The following is a 15,885-nucleotide window of genomic DNA, read 5'->3' on the forward strand; positions in this document are numbered from 1 at the left end:
AGGGAGGGCAGTGGCTGTGCACACGGCGCTTGGCGAACACGGCATGATCGGCGACACGCGCTCGAGCGCCCTTGTCGACCGTACCGGCACGATCACCCGCCTGACCTGGCACGTACCGGGCGCGGCCGCCCCGCTCCACGCCCAGGACCTGCGCCCGGGCGGCATTTCGGCGTTCCGGCTCGAAGACGCGCAGCCGCTGGCGCAAAGCTACCGCGCGGGCACGACCATTCTCGACACCTACTTCGCAGGGCCTACCGGCGCAATCAAGCTGACCGACTTCATGCCCGTGGCCCTGCCCGGCCCTGGCGATGCGGACGAGGCGGGCGGCGGCATCCGGGACGGCGCGCGCATCGTGCGCTTCCTGACCTGCACGCGCGGCACCATGGCGGGCCGCCTCATTCTCAACCTCGATGGCCAGGCGCGCGCGCCGGAGCAACTGGCGCCGAACCTTTGGACGGTGCCGCTGGGCGAGATCACGCTGCGTCTTGAAGGCGCGCTCGACATTGCGGTCAATGGTAGCCGCCTTGCCATGCCCTTCACGCTGAAAGCCGGGGAACAGGCGCATCTGGCGCTATCCTGCGATGCAGGAACCCAGGCCGAACAGGTCCGCAGCGTCTCGGCGGCCCGCAAGGCGCTGGCGCAATGCGACGCCTTCTGGCGCGCCGAGGGCGCCCCCACCCAGGGCGCGAGTTCGCCCCGGGCCTGAGCCCCTGCGTTTACTCGGCCGCGAGGGCCTCTTCGCGCGCAGCTTCGTCTTGGGCGGGGACCCGGGCGAGGAGCATCTTGATCAGCCCGAAGCACATGAGCAGCAGGACCGCGGCAAAGGGCAGGCCCGTCACGATGGCCGCTGTCTTCAGCGCCTGCAGCCCCCCCCCGTAGAGCAGCGCCCCGGCAAGCGCGCCGATCGAGATTGCCCAGGTCACGCGCGGTACGAAGCCCGCCTCATGATGCCCGCCCGAGGCGATCATCGCGGTGACGAGCGCGCCCGAATCCGCCGAGGTCACGAAGAACGTGGTCACGATCACCACGGCCAGCCCCGACACGATTCCGCTCAGGGGAAAGTTGCCGAGGAAGGCAAACAGGGCATCAGGCATCGAGGCGTTGACCGCCTCGGACAGGCCCCCGGCCCCGAACAGCTCGATATGAAGCGCGGTATCGCCTAAGATGGTCATCCAGGCGAACGTCACGAGACTGGGGACGATGAGCACGCCCGAAATGAACTCGCGCACCGTGCGGCCATAGGAAATGCGCGCGATGAAGATGCCCACGAAAGGCGACCAGCTCACCCACCAGGCATAGTAGAACATCGTCCAGCTGCTCTGCCAGTCCTCGTCGGTGTAGCTCTCGGTCCAGGTCGAGAGATAGATGAAGCGCTGGAAATAGTAGCCCAGGTTCTGGATGAAACTGTCGAGCAGGTAGACCGTGGGGCCGACCACGAAGACGAACAGCGCCAGCAGCAGCGCCAACCCCATGTTGAGCTCGGAGAGGCGCTTGATGCCAGCGTCGAGCCCCATCGCCACGGACAGCGTGGCGAGCGCGGTCACGACGACAATGATGATGGCGCGGACCATGCCCCCCTCGGGCGCGCCGAAGAGGAGGGTCAGCCCGGCGTTGATCTGCGAGGCGCCGAAGCCCAGCGAGGCGGCCACCCCGCACACGGTCGCGGTGATCGCCATGATGTCGACCAGATCGACGACCAGCGTCGGGATGCGCGGGAAGGCTGCGCGCAGGAACGTGCCCAGGTTGAGCGGCAGCTTGCGGTTGTAGGCGATATAGGCGAGCCCCAGGCCGATGATCGCGTAGATCGACCAGGCATGCAGGCCCCAGTGCAGGTAAGTGAGCCCCATGGCATGCTGCGCATTGCGCGCAAGACCCTGAGGCAGTGTGGCGCCGGGATCGGAGAACGAGGAAATCGGCGGATTGGAGAAGTGCATGATCGGCTCGGCGACACCGTAGAAGAGCAGGCCGATGCCCATCCCTGCACTGAACAGCATCGCGAACCAGCTGGTCGCGCTGTAGGTGGGCTTCGCATCCGCTCCGCCAAGGCGCACATGCCCGATCCGCGAGATGGCGAGAAACGCGCTCGTAACCAGCATGACATTGGCCGTCGCCACGAAAAGCCAGCCAAAATTATGGGTCGCAAAGGCCTGAATGGCCTCGAAACGGGCGGTAGCAACATCTGTATCGTAGAGCGCGAAGACTATGAGCCCACCGATCGCGGCAATTGCGCCAAAGAACACGCCAGGTTTAAAATCTGCAATCGGACTGGATACATTGCTGCCTTGACTTGCCACCCGGACGACACCCCCAACACTGAAATGAGATTTACTTAGCCTGTTCAAAATATCAGAAATAATAAACCAAATAGCGAATTGAATATCATATCAAAATTCGCGTTGTGGAATTGAGTTTATCACATCCCGAAACGGCTTCTAAACCTGTCTACAAGCCGTGTGGTGATTATGCAACAACTGCCGAGAACCTGTAACTTTTCTCAAGCGCAAGGGTTGGCATGTACACGTTGATTGGATAGCTGACCTGCGCGGGCCACCAAGGTCTCATTTCCTTGCATGTCACCTCCCGGCATCTTGTCCCGCTTGGCAGCGCTGTCTCCCACGCGCTGCCCCGTCGCGAACGTTCCGAACAACAACAGGGGAACATACATGTTCAAGCATTGCACCGGCGCGTCCGTTGGCGCGCTGGCAATCGCTATCGCCACCCCGGTCGCAGCCCAGAATACTCCGGCCCAGCCCACCAGTACCCAGGCCGCTCCGGCCCAGCAGCGCAAGGGCGGTCTCACCGAAATCGTGGTGACCGCCACCAAGCGCACCGAAAGCCTCCAGGACGTCGCCGTCTCGGTCAATGCACTGGGCACCGAGGAACTCGAAAACCTCGGCGTGCAGACCTTTGACGACTACCTCGAGCAGCTTCCCAACGTCACTGCAGGCGGCGGCGGCCCGGGCCAGAGCACGATCTACATTCGTGGCCTCGCCTCGACCACGCCCAACCTCACCACCGCGGGCGTCGCGGGCCTTGCCCCCAACGTCGCAATGTACCTCGACGAACAGCCGCTCGCGCAGCCGGGCCGCAACCTCGACGTCTACGCCGCCGACCTTGAGCGCATCGAAGTTCTTGCAGGCCCGCAGGGCACGCTCTTCGGCGCCAGCTCGCAGGCGGGCGTGGTGCGCCTCATCACCAACAAGCCCGACCTCCTGGGCTTCGATGCCGCCGCCAAGGGCGGTGTTTCGTGGACCAAGAACGGCGAGCCCAGCTACAACGCCGAGCTCATGCTCAACGTGCCGGTGACCGAGACGCTGGCCGTGCGCGGCGTCGTCTACATGGACGACCAGGGCGGCTACATCGACAACGTCAAGGGCACGCGTTCGGTCGCCGACAGCGCCCGCTTCCGCGAGGAAGGCGCGCAGCGCTACAACGGCGTTCCGGTGGGTGCGAACCGCGCTGGCCTGCAGGCCGGGGCCGACCTCTCGAACGTCAACTTCATCGAGGCCGACAACACCAACCTCGTCGAAGACAACTTCAACGACACCACCTACACCGGTTTCCGCGTTTCGGCGCTGTGGGAGGTGGCTCCCGACTGGCAGATCACGGTCAGCCACGCGCGCCAGGGTCTCGATTCCGACGGCGTGTTCTTCGCCGACCCGGAACTGGGCCTGGATGACCTCGAAGTGCAGCGCTTCCAGCCCGATCGCCTCGAAGACAACTTCTCGAACACCGCCTGGACCGTCGAGGGACGCCTGGGCATGCTCGACCTCGTCTACACCGGCGCCTTCACTGACCGCGAGACCTCGCAGCAGGTGGACTACTCCGACTACCTCTACGTCGGCCAGTACCTGCCCTACTACATCTGCGACAGCTCGGTCTCGTACCCGGGTGACAACGGGCCGATGGGCACCTGCCAGGCGCCCAACCTCTACGTCACCTCGGACAGCAAGACCAAGCAGTTCACCCAGGAACTGCGCGTCAGCACACCGGCGGAGAACCGTTGGCGCGTCACCGCAGGCGGCTTCTACTCGAAGCTGACCTTGGAAGAGCGCAACGACTTCATCTACCCCGGCAGCCAGTACGTGGACCTGTGGGGCGAAACCGGCTTCCCCGAGAACTTCCCCTTCCCGGGTGCCTGGCAGAGCGATCCGGGCCCCTTCCCCAACGGCACCAACTTCCGCAACGACATCAAGCGTTCGGATGAGCAGTTCGGCATCTTCGGCGAGGCCTCCTACGACCTCGTCCCCGACCTTCTCAGCGTCACGCTGGGCGCGCGCTACTACAACGTGGCAGTCGACCTGAAGGGCACGGCGAACAGCTCGTTCTGCAACGCCGGCGGCACCGATGCGAACGCCTTTGGCACCAACCTCTCGGACCTCTACGACGGGGACGGCGAGTTCACCTTCATCGGTTCGTGCGGTGATACGCTGGGTCTGACCTTCAACCAGGGCGACAGCATCCAGGACATCATGGACGCAGGCCTCACCGAAGGCCAGGCCATGCAGGTCTTCAATGCCCTCTCGGCACCGGACAAGGCCAAGACCGAAGGCGTCATCTTCAAGGGCTCGCTGACCTTCACGCCCACCGAGGACGTCATGTTCTACGCGACGTACTCGGAAGGCTTCCGTCCGGGCCTGCTCAACCGTCCCGGCGGCGCGGTCAGCCCCTCGGGTTACATGGTGCCCTTCGAGCTGCAGACCGACGAGGTCAACAACTACGAGATCGGCTGGAAGACCGAACTGTTCGACCGCCAGCTGCGCTTCAACGGCAGCGCGTTCTACGTCGACATCTCGAACCTGCAGACCACGATCTTCGACACCTCGATCGTCAACCTGTTCTTCTCGGACAACGCGGCCGACGCGCGCATCCTGGGCGTCGAGGGTGACTTCGCCTTCGCTCCCTACGCGGTGCCGGGTCTGACCGTTGCCGGTGCCTTCTCGGTGCTCGACACCAAGATCACCGAGGTGCTGACGCCGACCGACGATGTCACCAAGGGCAACTCGCTGGCCTACGCGCCGTCCTTCCAGGGCAACCTGCGCGTGCGTTACGAGTGGGATCTGGGCGACACGGGCCTTGTCGCCCACGTCATGCCGCAGATGGTGCATTCAGGTTCGAAGTACACCGACATCATCAACATCAACCGTCTGAAGCTCGACAGCTACACCACCTTCTCGATGACCGCAGGCGTCAAGAAGGACGACTGGTCGGTCGAGGTCTTCGGCGAGAACCTGACCGACAAGCGCGCGCAGGTCTCGGGCAACTTCTACTACGATGCCCCGCGCATCAACACCAACCGTCCGCTGACGGTGGGTGTGCGCGTCGGCTGGCACTACTGATCGCATCTCCCGGCGCCTTCTGCGTGAAGGCGCCGGGGATCGGACAATCCGGCGGCAGGCGGGCATCGGACCTTGCCTGCCGCTTGGCGTTTGCGGCAAGGACATTCCCATGGCATCGCGTGACCCCAATCCCGCTCCTTCCTCCCTTGATGAAGCCGCCGTGCTGAAAGAGGCCCGGGAGGCCATGCAGCGCGGCCAGTTCGCGCCCGCGCTGGGGGTATTGGCGCCCCTTCTCGACGCCGGGGAGCCGAGCGCCGAAGGGCTCTACATGGCCGCCGTCGCGTGCCGTTACCTCAAGCGCTTCGCCGAGGCTGAAAGTCACCTTTCCGCCCTGTCCGCCGCGCAGCCTGAATATGGCCGCGCCTGGCAGGAAGCGGGCCATCTCGCCCGCGACCGGGGCGATGTGCCGGGAGCCCTGCGCGCCTACGCCCGCGCGACCCGCTACAACCCGGTACTCGACGCCAGCTGGCGCGCGCAGGCCGATCTTCTCGCCCGCACCGGACGAAGCGTCGAGGCCGCGCAGGCCCGCACCCAGGCCGAGCGCATCGCGGCCCTTCCCCGTGAGCTTCTGGCCGTCTCCAATCACCTCCACGAAGGCCGCCTGCTACGCGCCGAGGAGATCTGCCGGGCCTACCTCCGGACCCACCGCACCGACATCGAGGGCATGCGCCTGCTGGCCGAAATCGCCAGCCGCCTTGGCATCCTCGACGACGCGGAGTTTCTTTTGGAAAGTGCGGTTACTTTTTCTCCCGACACTGTGCAGCTGCGGCTCGACTACATCCAGGTCCTGCGCAAGCGCCAGAAATTCACGCAGGCGCTGGAGCAGGCCGAAGCCCTCCACACCCGCGATCCCGAAAGCCCCGTCTTCGCCTCGCACCTCGCCATCGAGGCCATGCAGACCGGCGACTACGCCCGCGCCTTCGCCCTGTTCGACGCGGTGCTGGACAAGCTCCCCCAGGACCCCGCCACGCTCACCAGCAAGGGCCATGCGCTCAAGACCACCGGCGCGCAGGACGAAGCCGTCGCCTCCTACCGCGCCGCCATCGCCGCCAAGCCCGAACACGGCGATGCCTGGTACGCGCTGGCCAACCTCAAGACCTGGCGCTTTTCCGAGGACGAGCGCGCGCGCATGGAAGACCTGCTGGCTCAGCCCGACCTTGCCTTCATGGACCGCGTCCACCTGACCTTCGCCGCCGCCAAGGCCGCCGAGGACGAAGGGCTTCATGCGCAGGCCTTTGCCCACTACGCGCACGGCAACGAGCTCAAGCTGCGCCAGAGCCGTTATGATGCGGACCGCATGCACACAGAGATCGCCGCGCAGATCGAGGCCTGCACGTCCGAACTCTTCGCGCGCCAGGGGGGCAAGGGCCACGCCGCGTCGGACCCGATCTTTATCGTGGGCCTGCCGCGCGCGGGCTCGACCCTGCTCGAACAGATTCTTGCCTCGCACCCGATGATCGACGGCACGCTGGAGCTGCCCGACATCCTTGCCACCGCGCACCGCCTGCGTGGCCGCAAGGCGAGCGCGCCCCGCTACCCGCAGATCCTGCATGAACTGTCGGCGGAGCAGCTGGAGGGGCTGGGCAGGAGCTACATCGAGAACACCCGCATCCACCGCCAGGGCGCGCCGCTGTTCATCGACAAGATGCCCAACAACTTCCGGCATATCGGCCTCATCCACCTGATCCTCCCCAACGCGAAGATCATCGATGCGCGCCGTGATGCGATGGATTGCTGCTTCTCTGGCTTCAAGCAGCTCTTCGCCGAGGGCCAGGAGTTTACCTATGGCCTCGCCGAAATCGGCCGCTACTACCGCGACTACGTGGCGCTGATGGAGCACTGGGACCAAGTGCTTCCCGGCCGTGTCCTGCGCGTCCAACACGAGGACGTGCTCGACGATCTGGAAGGCCAGGTGCGCCGCATGCTGGACTATATCGGGGTCCCCTTCGATCCGGCCTGCCTGGACTTTCACAAAACCGACCGCGCGGTGCGCACGGCCAGCTCCGAACAGGTCCGCCGCCCCATCTCGCGCGCGGGCGTGGGGGCGTGGAAGCCGTACGAAGAATGGCTCGGTCCGCTGCGCACGGCTCTGGAAGGCTGACCCAGGCGCGGCTTTTCATGCACCGCAACAGTTGCGCACGCCATCTCTAGGGCAACGCAACTTACGGTGAATTTGCGGCGAAATGGCAGCTACACTCGATTGTCTTTGATCAAGGACATTGCACTGCAACAATTGGACGCTCATCCTGCGCGTACTACGTGGGTTGCTTCGAGGCGAAGCGACACGCGACGCAACGCGGAGCCTGACGATGACTTCTCCCGCCCCCGCGCCCGGATCGACCGGCGCGTCCTCATCCCCGCGCGAGCCGCTGGATGGCATTGCCCAGACGCTCGACCGCTCGGCCTCGGCGGCAATTGCCCAGGCGACCAGCGGGCTTTCGCCGGCCACCATGATCCTCGCGGCAACCGACTGGGCGCTCCACCTCGCTTCGGCACCCGGCAAGCAGATGCAGCTTGCCGCCAAGGCCGGGGGCAAGGCGCTGCGCCTGATGGGCTACACCGCGCGCGCCACCCGCGACCCGGAGACCCCGCGCGTGGTCGAGCCCCTGCCGCAGGACCGACGCTTCCAGGGCCCCGAATGGCATGAGGCACCCTACAACGTGTGGGCCCAGGCCTTCCTCCTCAACCAGCAGTGGTGGGAAGCGGCGACGACCGGCATCGGCGGCGTCTCGAAGCACCACGAGGACATGGTCTCCTTCGCCGCGCGGCAGATCCTCGACATCTTCGCCCCCACCAATTTCATCGCCACCAACCCGGTGCTGCAGAAGCGCATCGCCGAGACCGGGGGCAAGTGCCTTGCCGACGGGCTCGACTACTTCTTCGAGGACATGCGCCGCTACCTGACCGGACGCCCCGCCGCGGGCACCGAAGCCTTCGAGGTCGGCACCGACGTTGCAGCCGCGGACGGCAAGGTCGTCTACCGCAACCGCCTCATCGAACTCATCCAGTACGCCCCCACGACCGAGACGGTCCGGCCCGAGCCGGTGCTGATCGTGCCCGCCTGGATCATGAAGTACTACATCCTCGATCTCTCGACCCGCAACTCGCTGGTCGAGTGGCTGCGCGCGCAAGGCTATACCGTCTTCATGATCTCGTGGCACAACCCCGATGGCCACGACCGGGACCTCGACATGGACGACTACCGGCGCCTGGGTCCTCTCGCCGCGCTCGACGCCATCAGCGCGATCACGGGCGCTGCGAAGATCCACGGCGCAGGCTATTGTCTGGGCGGCACGCTCCTTTCCATCGCGGCCGCCGCCATGGCGCGCGAGGGGGATGAACGCCTCGCCAGCCTCACCCTCCTGGCCGCGCAGACCGAGTTCAGCGAGCCGGGCGAGCTGGGCCTCTTCATCGACGAGAGCCAGCTTCATGTGCTGGAGAACATGATGTGGAGCCGGGGCTATCTGGAGAGCGACCAGATGGGCGGCGCCTTCCAGATCCTGCGCTCGAACGACCTCATCTGGTCGCATATGCTCCAGACCTACCTGATGGGCGAGCGGGCCGACATCAACGACCTCATGGCCTGGAACGCGGACGGCACGCGCATGCCCTATGCCATGCACAGCGAGTACTTGCGCAAGCTCTTCCTCCACGACGATCTGGCCGAAGGGCGTTTCCGCGTCGATGGCCATGTCGTGACGATGGAGGACATTACGGTCCCCGTCTTCGCCGTGGGCACCGAGCGCGACCACGTGGCGCCCTGGCGCTCGGTCTACAAGATCCACCTTCTCACCAATACGGCGGTGACCTTCGTGCTGACGAGCGGGGGGCACAACGCCGGAATCGTTTCCGAACCGGGCCATCCCCACCGCCACTACCGCATCGCCACCCATCCTCATCCCAACGGTAATCTCGCGCCCGAGGAATGGTGCGAGCGCGCCGCGCTCAAGGACGGATCGTGGTGGCTCGACTGGGGCGCCTGGCTCGATGCCAACTCGGGCGAGCCGACCGCGCCGCCCCCGCTGGGCAACGCGGACAAGGGCTATCCCCCCTTGTGCAACGCGCCCGGCCGCTACGTGCTCGAGAAATAGGACCCACGCCCCGATGTCGACCGACCAGACCATTACCAACCGCACGTTCGACGAGATCGCCGTAGGGGACAGCGCCAGCGTCGTCCGCACGCTCACCCAGCGCGACATCCACCTCTTCGCGCTCGTCTCGGGCGACGTGAACCCGGCCCATGTCGATATCGACTATGCCGAGCACGACATGTTCCACAAGGTGATCGCCCATGGCATGTGGGGCGCGGGCCTGATCTCAGCGGTCCTGGGCACCGAGCTTCCGGGCCCCGGCACGATCTACCTCGGCCAATCGCTGCGCTTCACCGCGCCGGTGGCGCTGGGCGACACGATCACCGCCACGGTCACCGTCACCGAACGGCGTGAGGACAAGAAGCGCCTCAAGCTCGACTGCACCTGCACCAACCAGGAGGGCACCACCGTCATCACCGGCGAGGCCAGCGTCATCGCCCCGACCGAACGCGTTGCGCGCCCGCGCGTCGCCCTGCCCGACATCCGCCTTTCCGACCACGGCCAGTACCAGCGCCTGATCGAGGCCGCCAAGGGCGGTGCGAACGTCCCCACCGCCGTCGTCCACCCCTGCTCGGCCACTGCAATCACCGCGGCCTGCGAATCCGCCGAGGCAGGCTTCATCGCCCCCATCCTCGTCGGCCCTCGTGCGCGCATCGAAGAGGCTGCCGAGAAGGCGGGCAAGGACATCTCGGCCATGCGTATCGTCGAGAGCGCGCACAGCCACCAGTCCGCCCAGCGCGCGGTCGAGCTTGTCCACGCAGGCGAGGCGCAGCTCCTGATGAAGGGCGCCCTCCACACCGACGAGCTGATGGGCGCCGTCGTCGCCCGCAGCGGAGGGCTGCGCACCGAGCGGCGCATCAGCCACGCCTATGTGATGGACGTGCCCGGCCACGCCGAGCCGATCATCATCACCGATGCGGCCATCAACATTGCGCCCGACCTCGCCTGCAAGGCCGACATCATCCGCAACGCCATCGACCTTGCCCATGTCATCGGCAAGGAGACCCCGCGCGTCGCGATCCTGGCGGCGGTCGAGACGGTGAACCCGGCCATGCCCGCAACGCTCGACGCCGCGGCGCTGTGCAAGATGGCCGACCGGGGCCAGATCACCGGAGGCCTGCTCGACGGGCCGCTCGCCTTCGACAACGCCGTGAGCGAGAGCGCCGCGCGCGAGAAAGGCATCGTCTCGCCCGTGGCGGGCAAGGCCGACATCCTCGTCGTGCCCGATCTGGAGGCGGGCAACATGCTCGCCAAGCAGCTTACCTTCCTCAGCGATGCGGACGCGGCGGGCGTCGTCCTGGGCGCGCGCGTACCGATGATCCTGACCAGCCGGGCCGACAGCCTGCGCACGCGGCTTGCCTCCTGCGCCGTCGCGGTGCTGATGGCCCGCGCCCAGACCATGGCCGCACCGGGGCTTGCCGAATGAAGGCCATCGTCAGCCTGAACTCGGGCTCCTCCAGCATCAAGTTCGGCGTCTTCCGCCTCGATGAAGGCAACCATCCGGTCCATTCGGCGGGCGGCAAGTTCGAGAAGATCAGCATCGCGCCCAGCCTGCGCATCGCCACCGACGCGGGCGAGGTGCTGCTGGAGAAGGACTGGCCCGAGGGCGCGCACCTGACCCACGCGGACCTGCTCGACTTCCTGTTCGACTGGGCCACCCGCCACATCGAAAGCGGGACCATCGTCGCCATCGGCCACCGTGTCGTCCATGGCGGCACGCGCTTCGTTGCGCCGCAGCGGGTGACACCCGAGCTGCTCGACGAACTGGAGGCGCTCTCCCCCCTCGCCCCGCTGCACCAGCCGCACAACCTCGTCGCGATCCGCACGCTGGCGCGGCTTGCCCCCGACCTCCCGCAGGTCGCCTGCTTCGACACCGCCTTTCACCACGACAAGCCCGAAGTCGCCGCGCGTATGGCCATCCCGCGCAGCCTCCACGAGGCCGGGATCCGGCGCTACGGATTTCATGGCCTGTCCTACGAATACATCGCGCGCACCCTCGCCCGGCTCGATCCGGCGCTGGCGCACGGCAAGGTCATCGCCGCGCATCTGGGCAACGGGGCCAGCCTGTGCGCGATGGCCAATGGGCGCAGCATCGACACGACCATGGGCTTCACCGCGCTCGACGGGTTGATGATGGGGACACGCTGCGGGCGGCTCGATCCCGGCGTTGTCCTGCACCTCCAGACCCAGATGGGCTACAGCGCCAAGGCCGTCGAGACGATGCTCTACCGCCAGTCGGGATTGCTGGGCGTGTCCGGCATCTCCAGCGACATGCGCGCACTGGCTGCAAGCCGCGAGCCCGCCGCACGCGAGGCGGTCGAACTCTTCGCCTACCGCACCGCGCGCGAGATCGGCGCGCTTACCGCCTCGCTCCAGGGTCTTGACGGTCTCGTCTTCACCGCAGGCATCGGCGAGAACGATGCCGCCTTGCGCGCCGATATCTGCGCGCGCCTTGGCTGGCTTGGCCTCATCCTCGATGAAGAGGCCAACGCCGCCCATGCCCCCCTTATCTCCGCGCCCGAAAGCCGTATCGCCGTGCGCGTGATCCCCACCGACGAGGAGCGCATGATCGCGCTCCACACCCTTCGCATCCTCTGTGGAGACCTGCCATGAAGCCACTTGTCGACCTTGCCGGAAAGCGCGGCCTCGTCATCGGGATCGCCAACGAGAACTCGATTGCGGCGGGCTGCACGCGCGCCTTCGCGCACGCTGGCGCGCGCCTTGCCGCGACCTATCTCAACGAGAAGGCCCGCCCCTTCGTGGAGCCGGTCGCCGATGCGATGGGCTGTGAGTGGATCGCCCCCCTCGACGTGCGCGAGCCAGGCCAGCTGGAAACCCTGTTCGAGGAGGTCAGGACGCGCTGGGGCGGGCTCGACTTCCTGCTCCACTCCATCGCCTTTGCCCCGCGCGAGGACCTGCACGGGCGCGTGACCGACTGCTCGGCCGAAGGCTTCGCGCTCGCCATGGACGTGTCGTGCCACTCCTTCATCCGCATGGCCAGGCTTGCCGAGCCGCTGATGCGCGAGGGCGGCTGCCTGATGTGCGTGACCTTCTATGGATCGGAGCGCGTGGTCGAGCACTACAACCTGATGGGCCCGGTCAAGGCCGCGCTCGAAAGCACCAGCCGCTATCTCGCCGCCGAACTGGGCCCGGCAGGCATTCGCGTCCACGCCATTTCGCCCGGCCCCATTGCCACGCGCGCGGCGAGCGGCATCGCCCGTTTCGATGAACTGCTCGAACGCACGGCCGCCAGCGTGCCGGTCCATGAGCGTGTCGATATCGACGATGTCGGCGCGCTCGCCGCGTTCCTGGCGAGTTCCGCCGCACGCCGCATCACCGGGACCGTGATCCCGGTCGATGCGGGCGAACACATCATGGGCTAGGGCTAGGGCCTCAGAGCCCCGAAACGTAGCGCGTCACGGCCTCGGCCCAGTCCTCGGGCATCTGGTCAACGACGTCGACACCGCCCCCCTCCAGCGCCGTAAAGGCAAAGTCGGGCCGGATTGCATGGGCCGCGAGCGCGTGCTCGTAGATGACATCGCCGGTGTTGGTGAGGATGAGCGCGGGGCGCTCCAACCTGCCCAGCGTTTCGTCCTGCCGGTACAGGAAGGCCGCATGGTGCCCATGCCAGTAGGCACCCTGCCCCTCGAAGGCCTGGACGACGTACTCACTGATACGCGCCGGTGCGACGGTGCCCTCGGCAAGGCCGGTGCGGGCGGCGTGGACCATGTTGAACTGCGTGCCGTCGTCGGTTGCCGTAATCGTGCGCTCGGTCTGGTGCAGGCCCTCCATGAACTCGGCGCGTTCCTCCTCGCTGACCGGCATCGGGCCATTCAGGATTACCGCACGCACGCGGTCCGGGAACTGGATGCCCACCTCGGTCGCGACCATCGCGCCGGTGTGATGGCCCAGCACCACCGCATCGGGATAGCCCAGGGCGTCGAGGACCGGCGCCACCACGGCGGCCCAGTCCTCCACCCGCGGCACGCCCGGGACGGGGTCGGACATGCCGAACCCGGGCATGTCGATGGCGATGGCATGGAAACCATGAGCGGCCAGAGGACGCAGCACGTTGTCGTACTGGGCCGAGGTCATCGGCGCCTGGTGCAACAGGACAATCGCCCCGCGGGTCTGGGTAACGGCTCCTTCGTGGCGATAGTGGATCTGCCCGTAGGGGCCTTCGGTGTAACCGCGTCGCGACCAGCGCTTCACTCGTCATCTCCTTTTGCGGACGGGCCAGTGGCCACGTCTCCTGCCTCGCAGGTGGACATCGCACGCCTGCCTGCGCACGGCACGCCTTGCCCGCAGCATGCTCCACCAAGCGAGCAGACGCTCGACTCGTGCCTAAATGGCGAGATCGATTACATTCGCGCCGCAATAGGCCTAAAGTATAAGACGCACCGCCTGGAGCGCAGGAATGGGCGGTGTTCGCAGCGCAGCATGCGCCTGATCCGGGGGCCAAGCCCTTGGGGTACCTCGCCTCTGCGCTCCGCCCGATCCTGCTCCATGCCGCACTGCGATCATCCGCCAGGCGGACACCTGCGCATAAATGTTGCGCTAAACCGCAGTATTATCAGCGATCTAGGACACAGCCGAGCACCCCTTCGCGAACGCCGCTTGCAATCCGGAACGAATCGCGCATTCTCATGAAAACGAAACGCACAGATTAGACATCCCACCCACGAACAGGGGTCATGTCCGATGAAATCACGTGTACGGGTCACATCCAGGGGCACACCCCATTGCGACCATCCGCAGGTCGCCCGCGATGCACGCCACCCACGCGGAACGACGACGGTAAGTCCCTTCCTGTCGACGTTCGGGGCCTGCCCGTAACCCGCTCCACGTGACAGGGGCGATGCAGTCCTCTCTCTCTCCTCCTCCCAATGGCTGCATCGCCCCTTTCCCATTTCTCGCCCGGAGCCCGGCCCTGTCGGCGCCCCGCCCGTGACGGAGTGAGCCATGATGGTCGACCTGCCGGATCTGCCCAACGAGCTGTGCGCCCTTGCCCGAGCCATCGCCGATGGCACCGTCTCGAGCGAAGACGCGGTGCGTATGACGCTCGCCCGCGCCGAGGCGGCACGCGATCTCAACGCCTTTGTCGCGCTTGAGGCCGAGAGCGCACTTGCTCTCGCGCGCCAGTGCGACCGGGAACGCCAGGCCGGGTCGCTGCGCGGCCCCCTTCACGGCGTCCCCCTCGCCCACAAGGACATGTTCTTTCGGGCCGGCCTTCCGACAGAAGCGGGGGCGGCGCTGTGGCGGGGCTTTCGACCCGAGGAAACCTCCCCGCTTGTCGCCCGGCTCGAAGGGGCAGGCGCGATTACCTTCGGCCGCCTCCACATGGCCGAGTTCGCGCTGGGCCCCACGGGACACAACGTCCATCTGGGACGCTGCGGCAATCCCTGGCACGCGCGGGCCATTTCGGGCGGCTCGTCCTCGGGCTCGGCGGCGGCGGTCGGCGCGGGTATCCTTTGCGCCTCGCTGGCATCGGATACGGGCGGGTCCGCGCGGGTTCCGGCCGCGTTCTGCGGCGTCAGCGGTCTCAAGCCGACCACCGGCCTCCTGCCCACCTACGCGATGATGGAACTCTCGCGCACCTGCGACACGGCGGGCCCCATTGCCACCTCATCGCGCGCTCTGGCGCTGCTGATGACGGTCCTGGCCGCGAACGGACGCGACTATATGGCCGGGATCGGCGAGGATCTTTGCGGGCTTCGCATCGGCCTTCCCACCTCCTGGTACAACGACGGCATCCATCCCGAGATCGATTACGCGCTGGAGGCCGCCGCGGCCCAGATGCGCGCGCTGGGCGCGACACTGGTCGATGTCGCCGTGCCCGACCAGTCCGCGATGGCGCGCGCGGCCGGGACAATCGCCCTTTACGAAGGCGCGCGCGTCCACGCCCGGGACCTGGCCCTGCGCCCCGGCGACTTCGGCGAGGACGTGCGCGCGCGCCTCGCACGGGGCTCGGCCATCAGCGAAAGCGACTACGGCAGTGCGCTGGCGCTGCGCCACTGGGCGCAAGTGGCGATGCGTGACGGCCCGTTTGCCAACGTCGACCTGCTCCTGACCCCGGCGACACGCATGTCGGTCCCGCTGGCCCGCGACGTGGAGATCCTCGGGCCGGACAGCCGCCAGGAACTCATCGGGGAGATTTCGGAACTGCCCCGGCCCGCCTCGTTGCTCGGCTTTCCCGCGCTGGTTACCCCGATGGGGTTCGACACCCGGCGCCTGCCCCTCGCGCTCCAGTTGATCGGACCGCCCCACAGCGAGGCCCGGCTCCTGCGCACCGCGCACGCCTACGAACAGGCGACCCGGTGGCGCGCCCACCCGCACGCAGCCCTCGCCCGAGCCTAGAGCACCAGGCCGCCCCCCCTGCCCCTTTCCCCGAGGCGGAGCCGATAACACAAGCACGGCTCCTCCAGCCCTCGGGTCGCGGGGAAGCCCCGGTCTCC

10 protein-coding genes are annotated in these 15,885 nt (G+C 66.9%); 8 read left to right on the plus strand and 2 right to left on the minus strand.

Annotation, left to right across the window (positions count from 1 at the left end):
• Nucleotides 1–10 precede the first annotated feature (10 nt).
• The gene (locus HT578_RS02525) at nt 11–706 is read left to right on the plus strand and encodes a glycoside hydrolase family 15 protein (RefSeq protein ID WP_213502029.1); all 696 of its coding nucleotides are present in this window, start codon (nt 11–13) and stop codon (nt 704–706) included.
• Between the two features lie 10 nt (nt 707–716).
• Here the strand turns inward: HT578_RS02525 and HT578_RS02530 are convergent, their stop codons facing one another.
• Nucleotides 717–2,240 carry a BCCT family transporter gene (locus tag HT578_RS02530; RefSeq protein WP_239026450.1) on the minus strand — a complete coding sequence of 508 codons (1,524 nt, stop codon included), beginning with the start codon at nt 2,238–2,240 and terminating at the stop codon, nt 717–719.
• Nucleotides 2,241–2,663: 423 nt separating this feature from the next.
• Here HT578_RS02530 and HT578_RS02535 point away from each other — a divergent pair, with 423 nt between their 5' ends.
• From HT578_RS02535 to fabI, 6 genes are all read left to right on the plus strand, one after another.
• Entirely contained in the window at nt 2,664–5,339 is a 2,676-nt protein-coding gene (locus HT578_RS02535) for a TonB-dependent receptor (RefSeq protein ID WP_213502032.1), read from the plus strand.
• Between the two features lie 109 nt (nt 5,340–5,448).
• Nucleotides 5,449–7,440, plus strand: a complete 1,992-nt coding sequence (locus tag HT578_RS02540) for a tetratricopeptide repeat-containing sulfotransferase family protein (RefSeq protein ID WP_213502034.1) — start codon at nt 5,449–5,451, stop codon at nt 7,438–7,440.
• 208 nt (nt 7,441–7,648) lie between these two features.
• On the plus strand, nt 7,649–9,430 hold the full coding sequence (locus HT578_RS02545) for a PHA/PHB synthase family protein (RefSeq protein ID WP_213502035.1): 1,782 nt from the start codon (nt 7,649–7,651) through the stop codon (nt 9,428–9,430).
• Nucleotides 9,431–9,443: 13 nt separating this feature from the next.
• Nucleotides 9,444–10,856 carry a bifunctional enoyl-CoA hydratase/phosphate acetyltransferase gene (locus tag HT578_RS02550; RefSeq protein WP_213502037.1) on the plus strand — a complete coding sequence of 471 codons (1,413 nt, stop codon included), beginning with the start codon at nt 9,444–9,446 and terminating at the stop codon, nt 10,854–10,856.
• Nucleotides 10,853–12,043, plus strand: coding sequence for an acetate/propionate family kinase (locus tag HT578_RS02555; RefSeq protein ID WP_213502038.1), 1,191 nt, complete (start codon nt 10,853–10,855; stop codon nt 12,041–12,043). The genes HT578_RS02550 and HT578_RS02555 overlap by 4 nt, the downstream gene beginning before the upstream one ends.
• Nucleotides 12,040–12,813: an enoyl-ACP reductase FabI gene (gene fabI / locus HT578_RS02560; protein WP_213502040.1), complete on the plus strand. Its 774-nt coding sequence runs from the start codon at nt 12,040–12,042 to the stop codon at nt 12,811–12,813. The genes HT578_RS02555 and fabI overlap by 4 nt, the downstream gene beginning before the upstream one ends.
• A 10-nt stretch (nt 12,814–12,823) precedes the next feature.
• Here fabI and HT578_RS02565 read toward each other — a convergent pair whose 3' ends face one another.
• The gene (locus HT578_RS02565) at nt 12,824–13,642 is read right to left on the minus strand and encodes an alpha/beta fold hydrolase (protein WP_213502041.1); all 819 of its coding nucleotides are present in this window, start codon (nt 13,640–13,642) and stop codon (nt 12,824–12,826) included.
• A gap of 750 nt (nt 13,643–14,392) precedes the next feature.
• On the opposite strand from HT578_RS02565, the gene HT578_RS02570 reads away from it, so the two are divergent.
• Complete coding sequence (locus tag HT578_RS02570; RefSeq protein WP_239026451.1) at nt 14,393–15,787, plus strand: amidase; 1,395 nt, start codon at nt 14,393–14,395, stop codon at nt 15,785–15,787.
• Nucleotides 15,788–15,885 lie beyond the last annotated feature (98 nt).

Origin of the sequence: Novosphingobium decolorationis, assembly GCF_018417475.1 — a bacterium.
GTDB lineage: Bacteria > Pseudomonadota > Alphaproteobacteria > Sphingomonadales > Sphingomonadaceae > Novosphingobium > Novosphingobium decolorationis.

Coding starts and splice junctions, on each gene's coding strand:
- HT578_RS02535 (WP_213502032.1), top strand. CDS start 2,664: ATGTTCAAGCATTGCACCGGCGCGTCCGTTGGCGCGCTGGCAATCGCT.
- HT578_RS02540 (WP_213502034.1), top strand. CDS start 5,449: ATGGCATCGCGTGACCCCAATCCCGCTCCTTCCTCCCTTGATGAAGCC.
- HT578_RS02545 (WP_213502035.1), top strand. CDS start 7,649: ATGACTTCTCCCGCCCCCGCGCCCGGATCGACCGGCGCGTCCTCATCC.
- HT578_RS02550 (WP_213502037.1), top strand. CDS start 9,444: ATGTCGACCGACCAGACCATTACCAACCGCACGTTCGACGAGATCGCC.
- HT578_RS02555 (WP_213502038.1), top strand. CDS start 10,853: ATGAAGGCCATCGTCAGCCTGAACTCGGGCTCCTCCAGCATCAAGTTC.
- fabI (WP_213502040.1), top strand. CDS start 12,040: ATGAAGCCACTTGTCGACCTTGCCGGAAAGCGCGGCCTCGTCATCGGG.
- HT578_RS02570 (WP_239026451.1), top strand. CDS start 14,393: ATGATGGTCGACCTGCCGGATCTGCCCAACGAGCTGTGCGCCCTTGCC.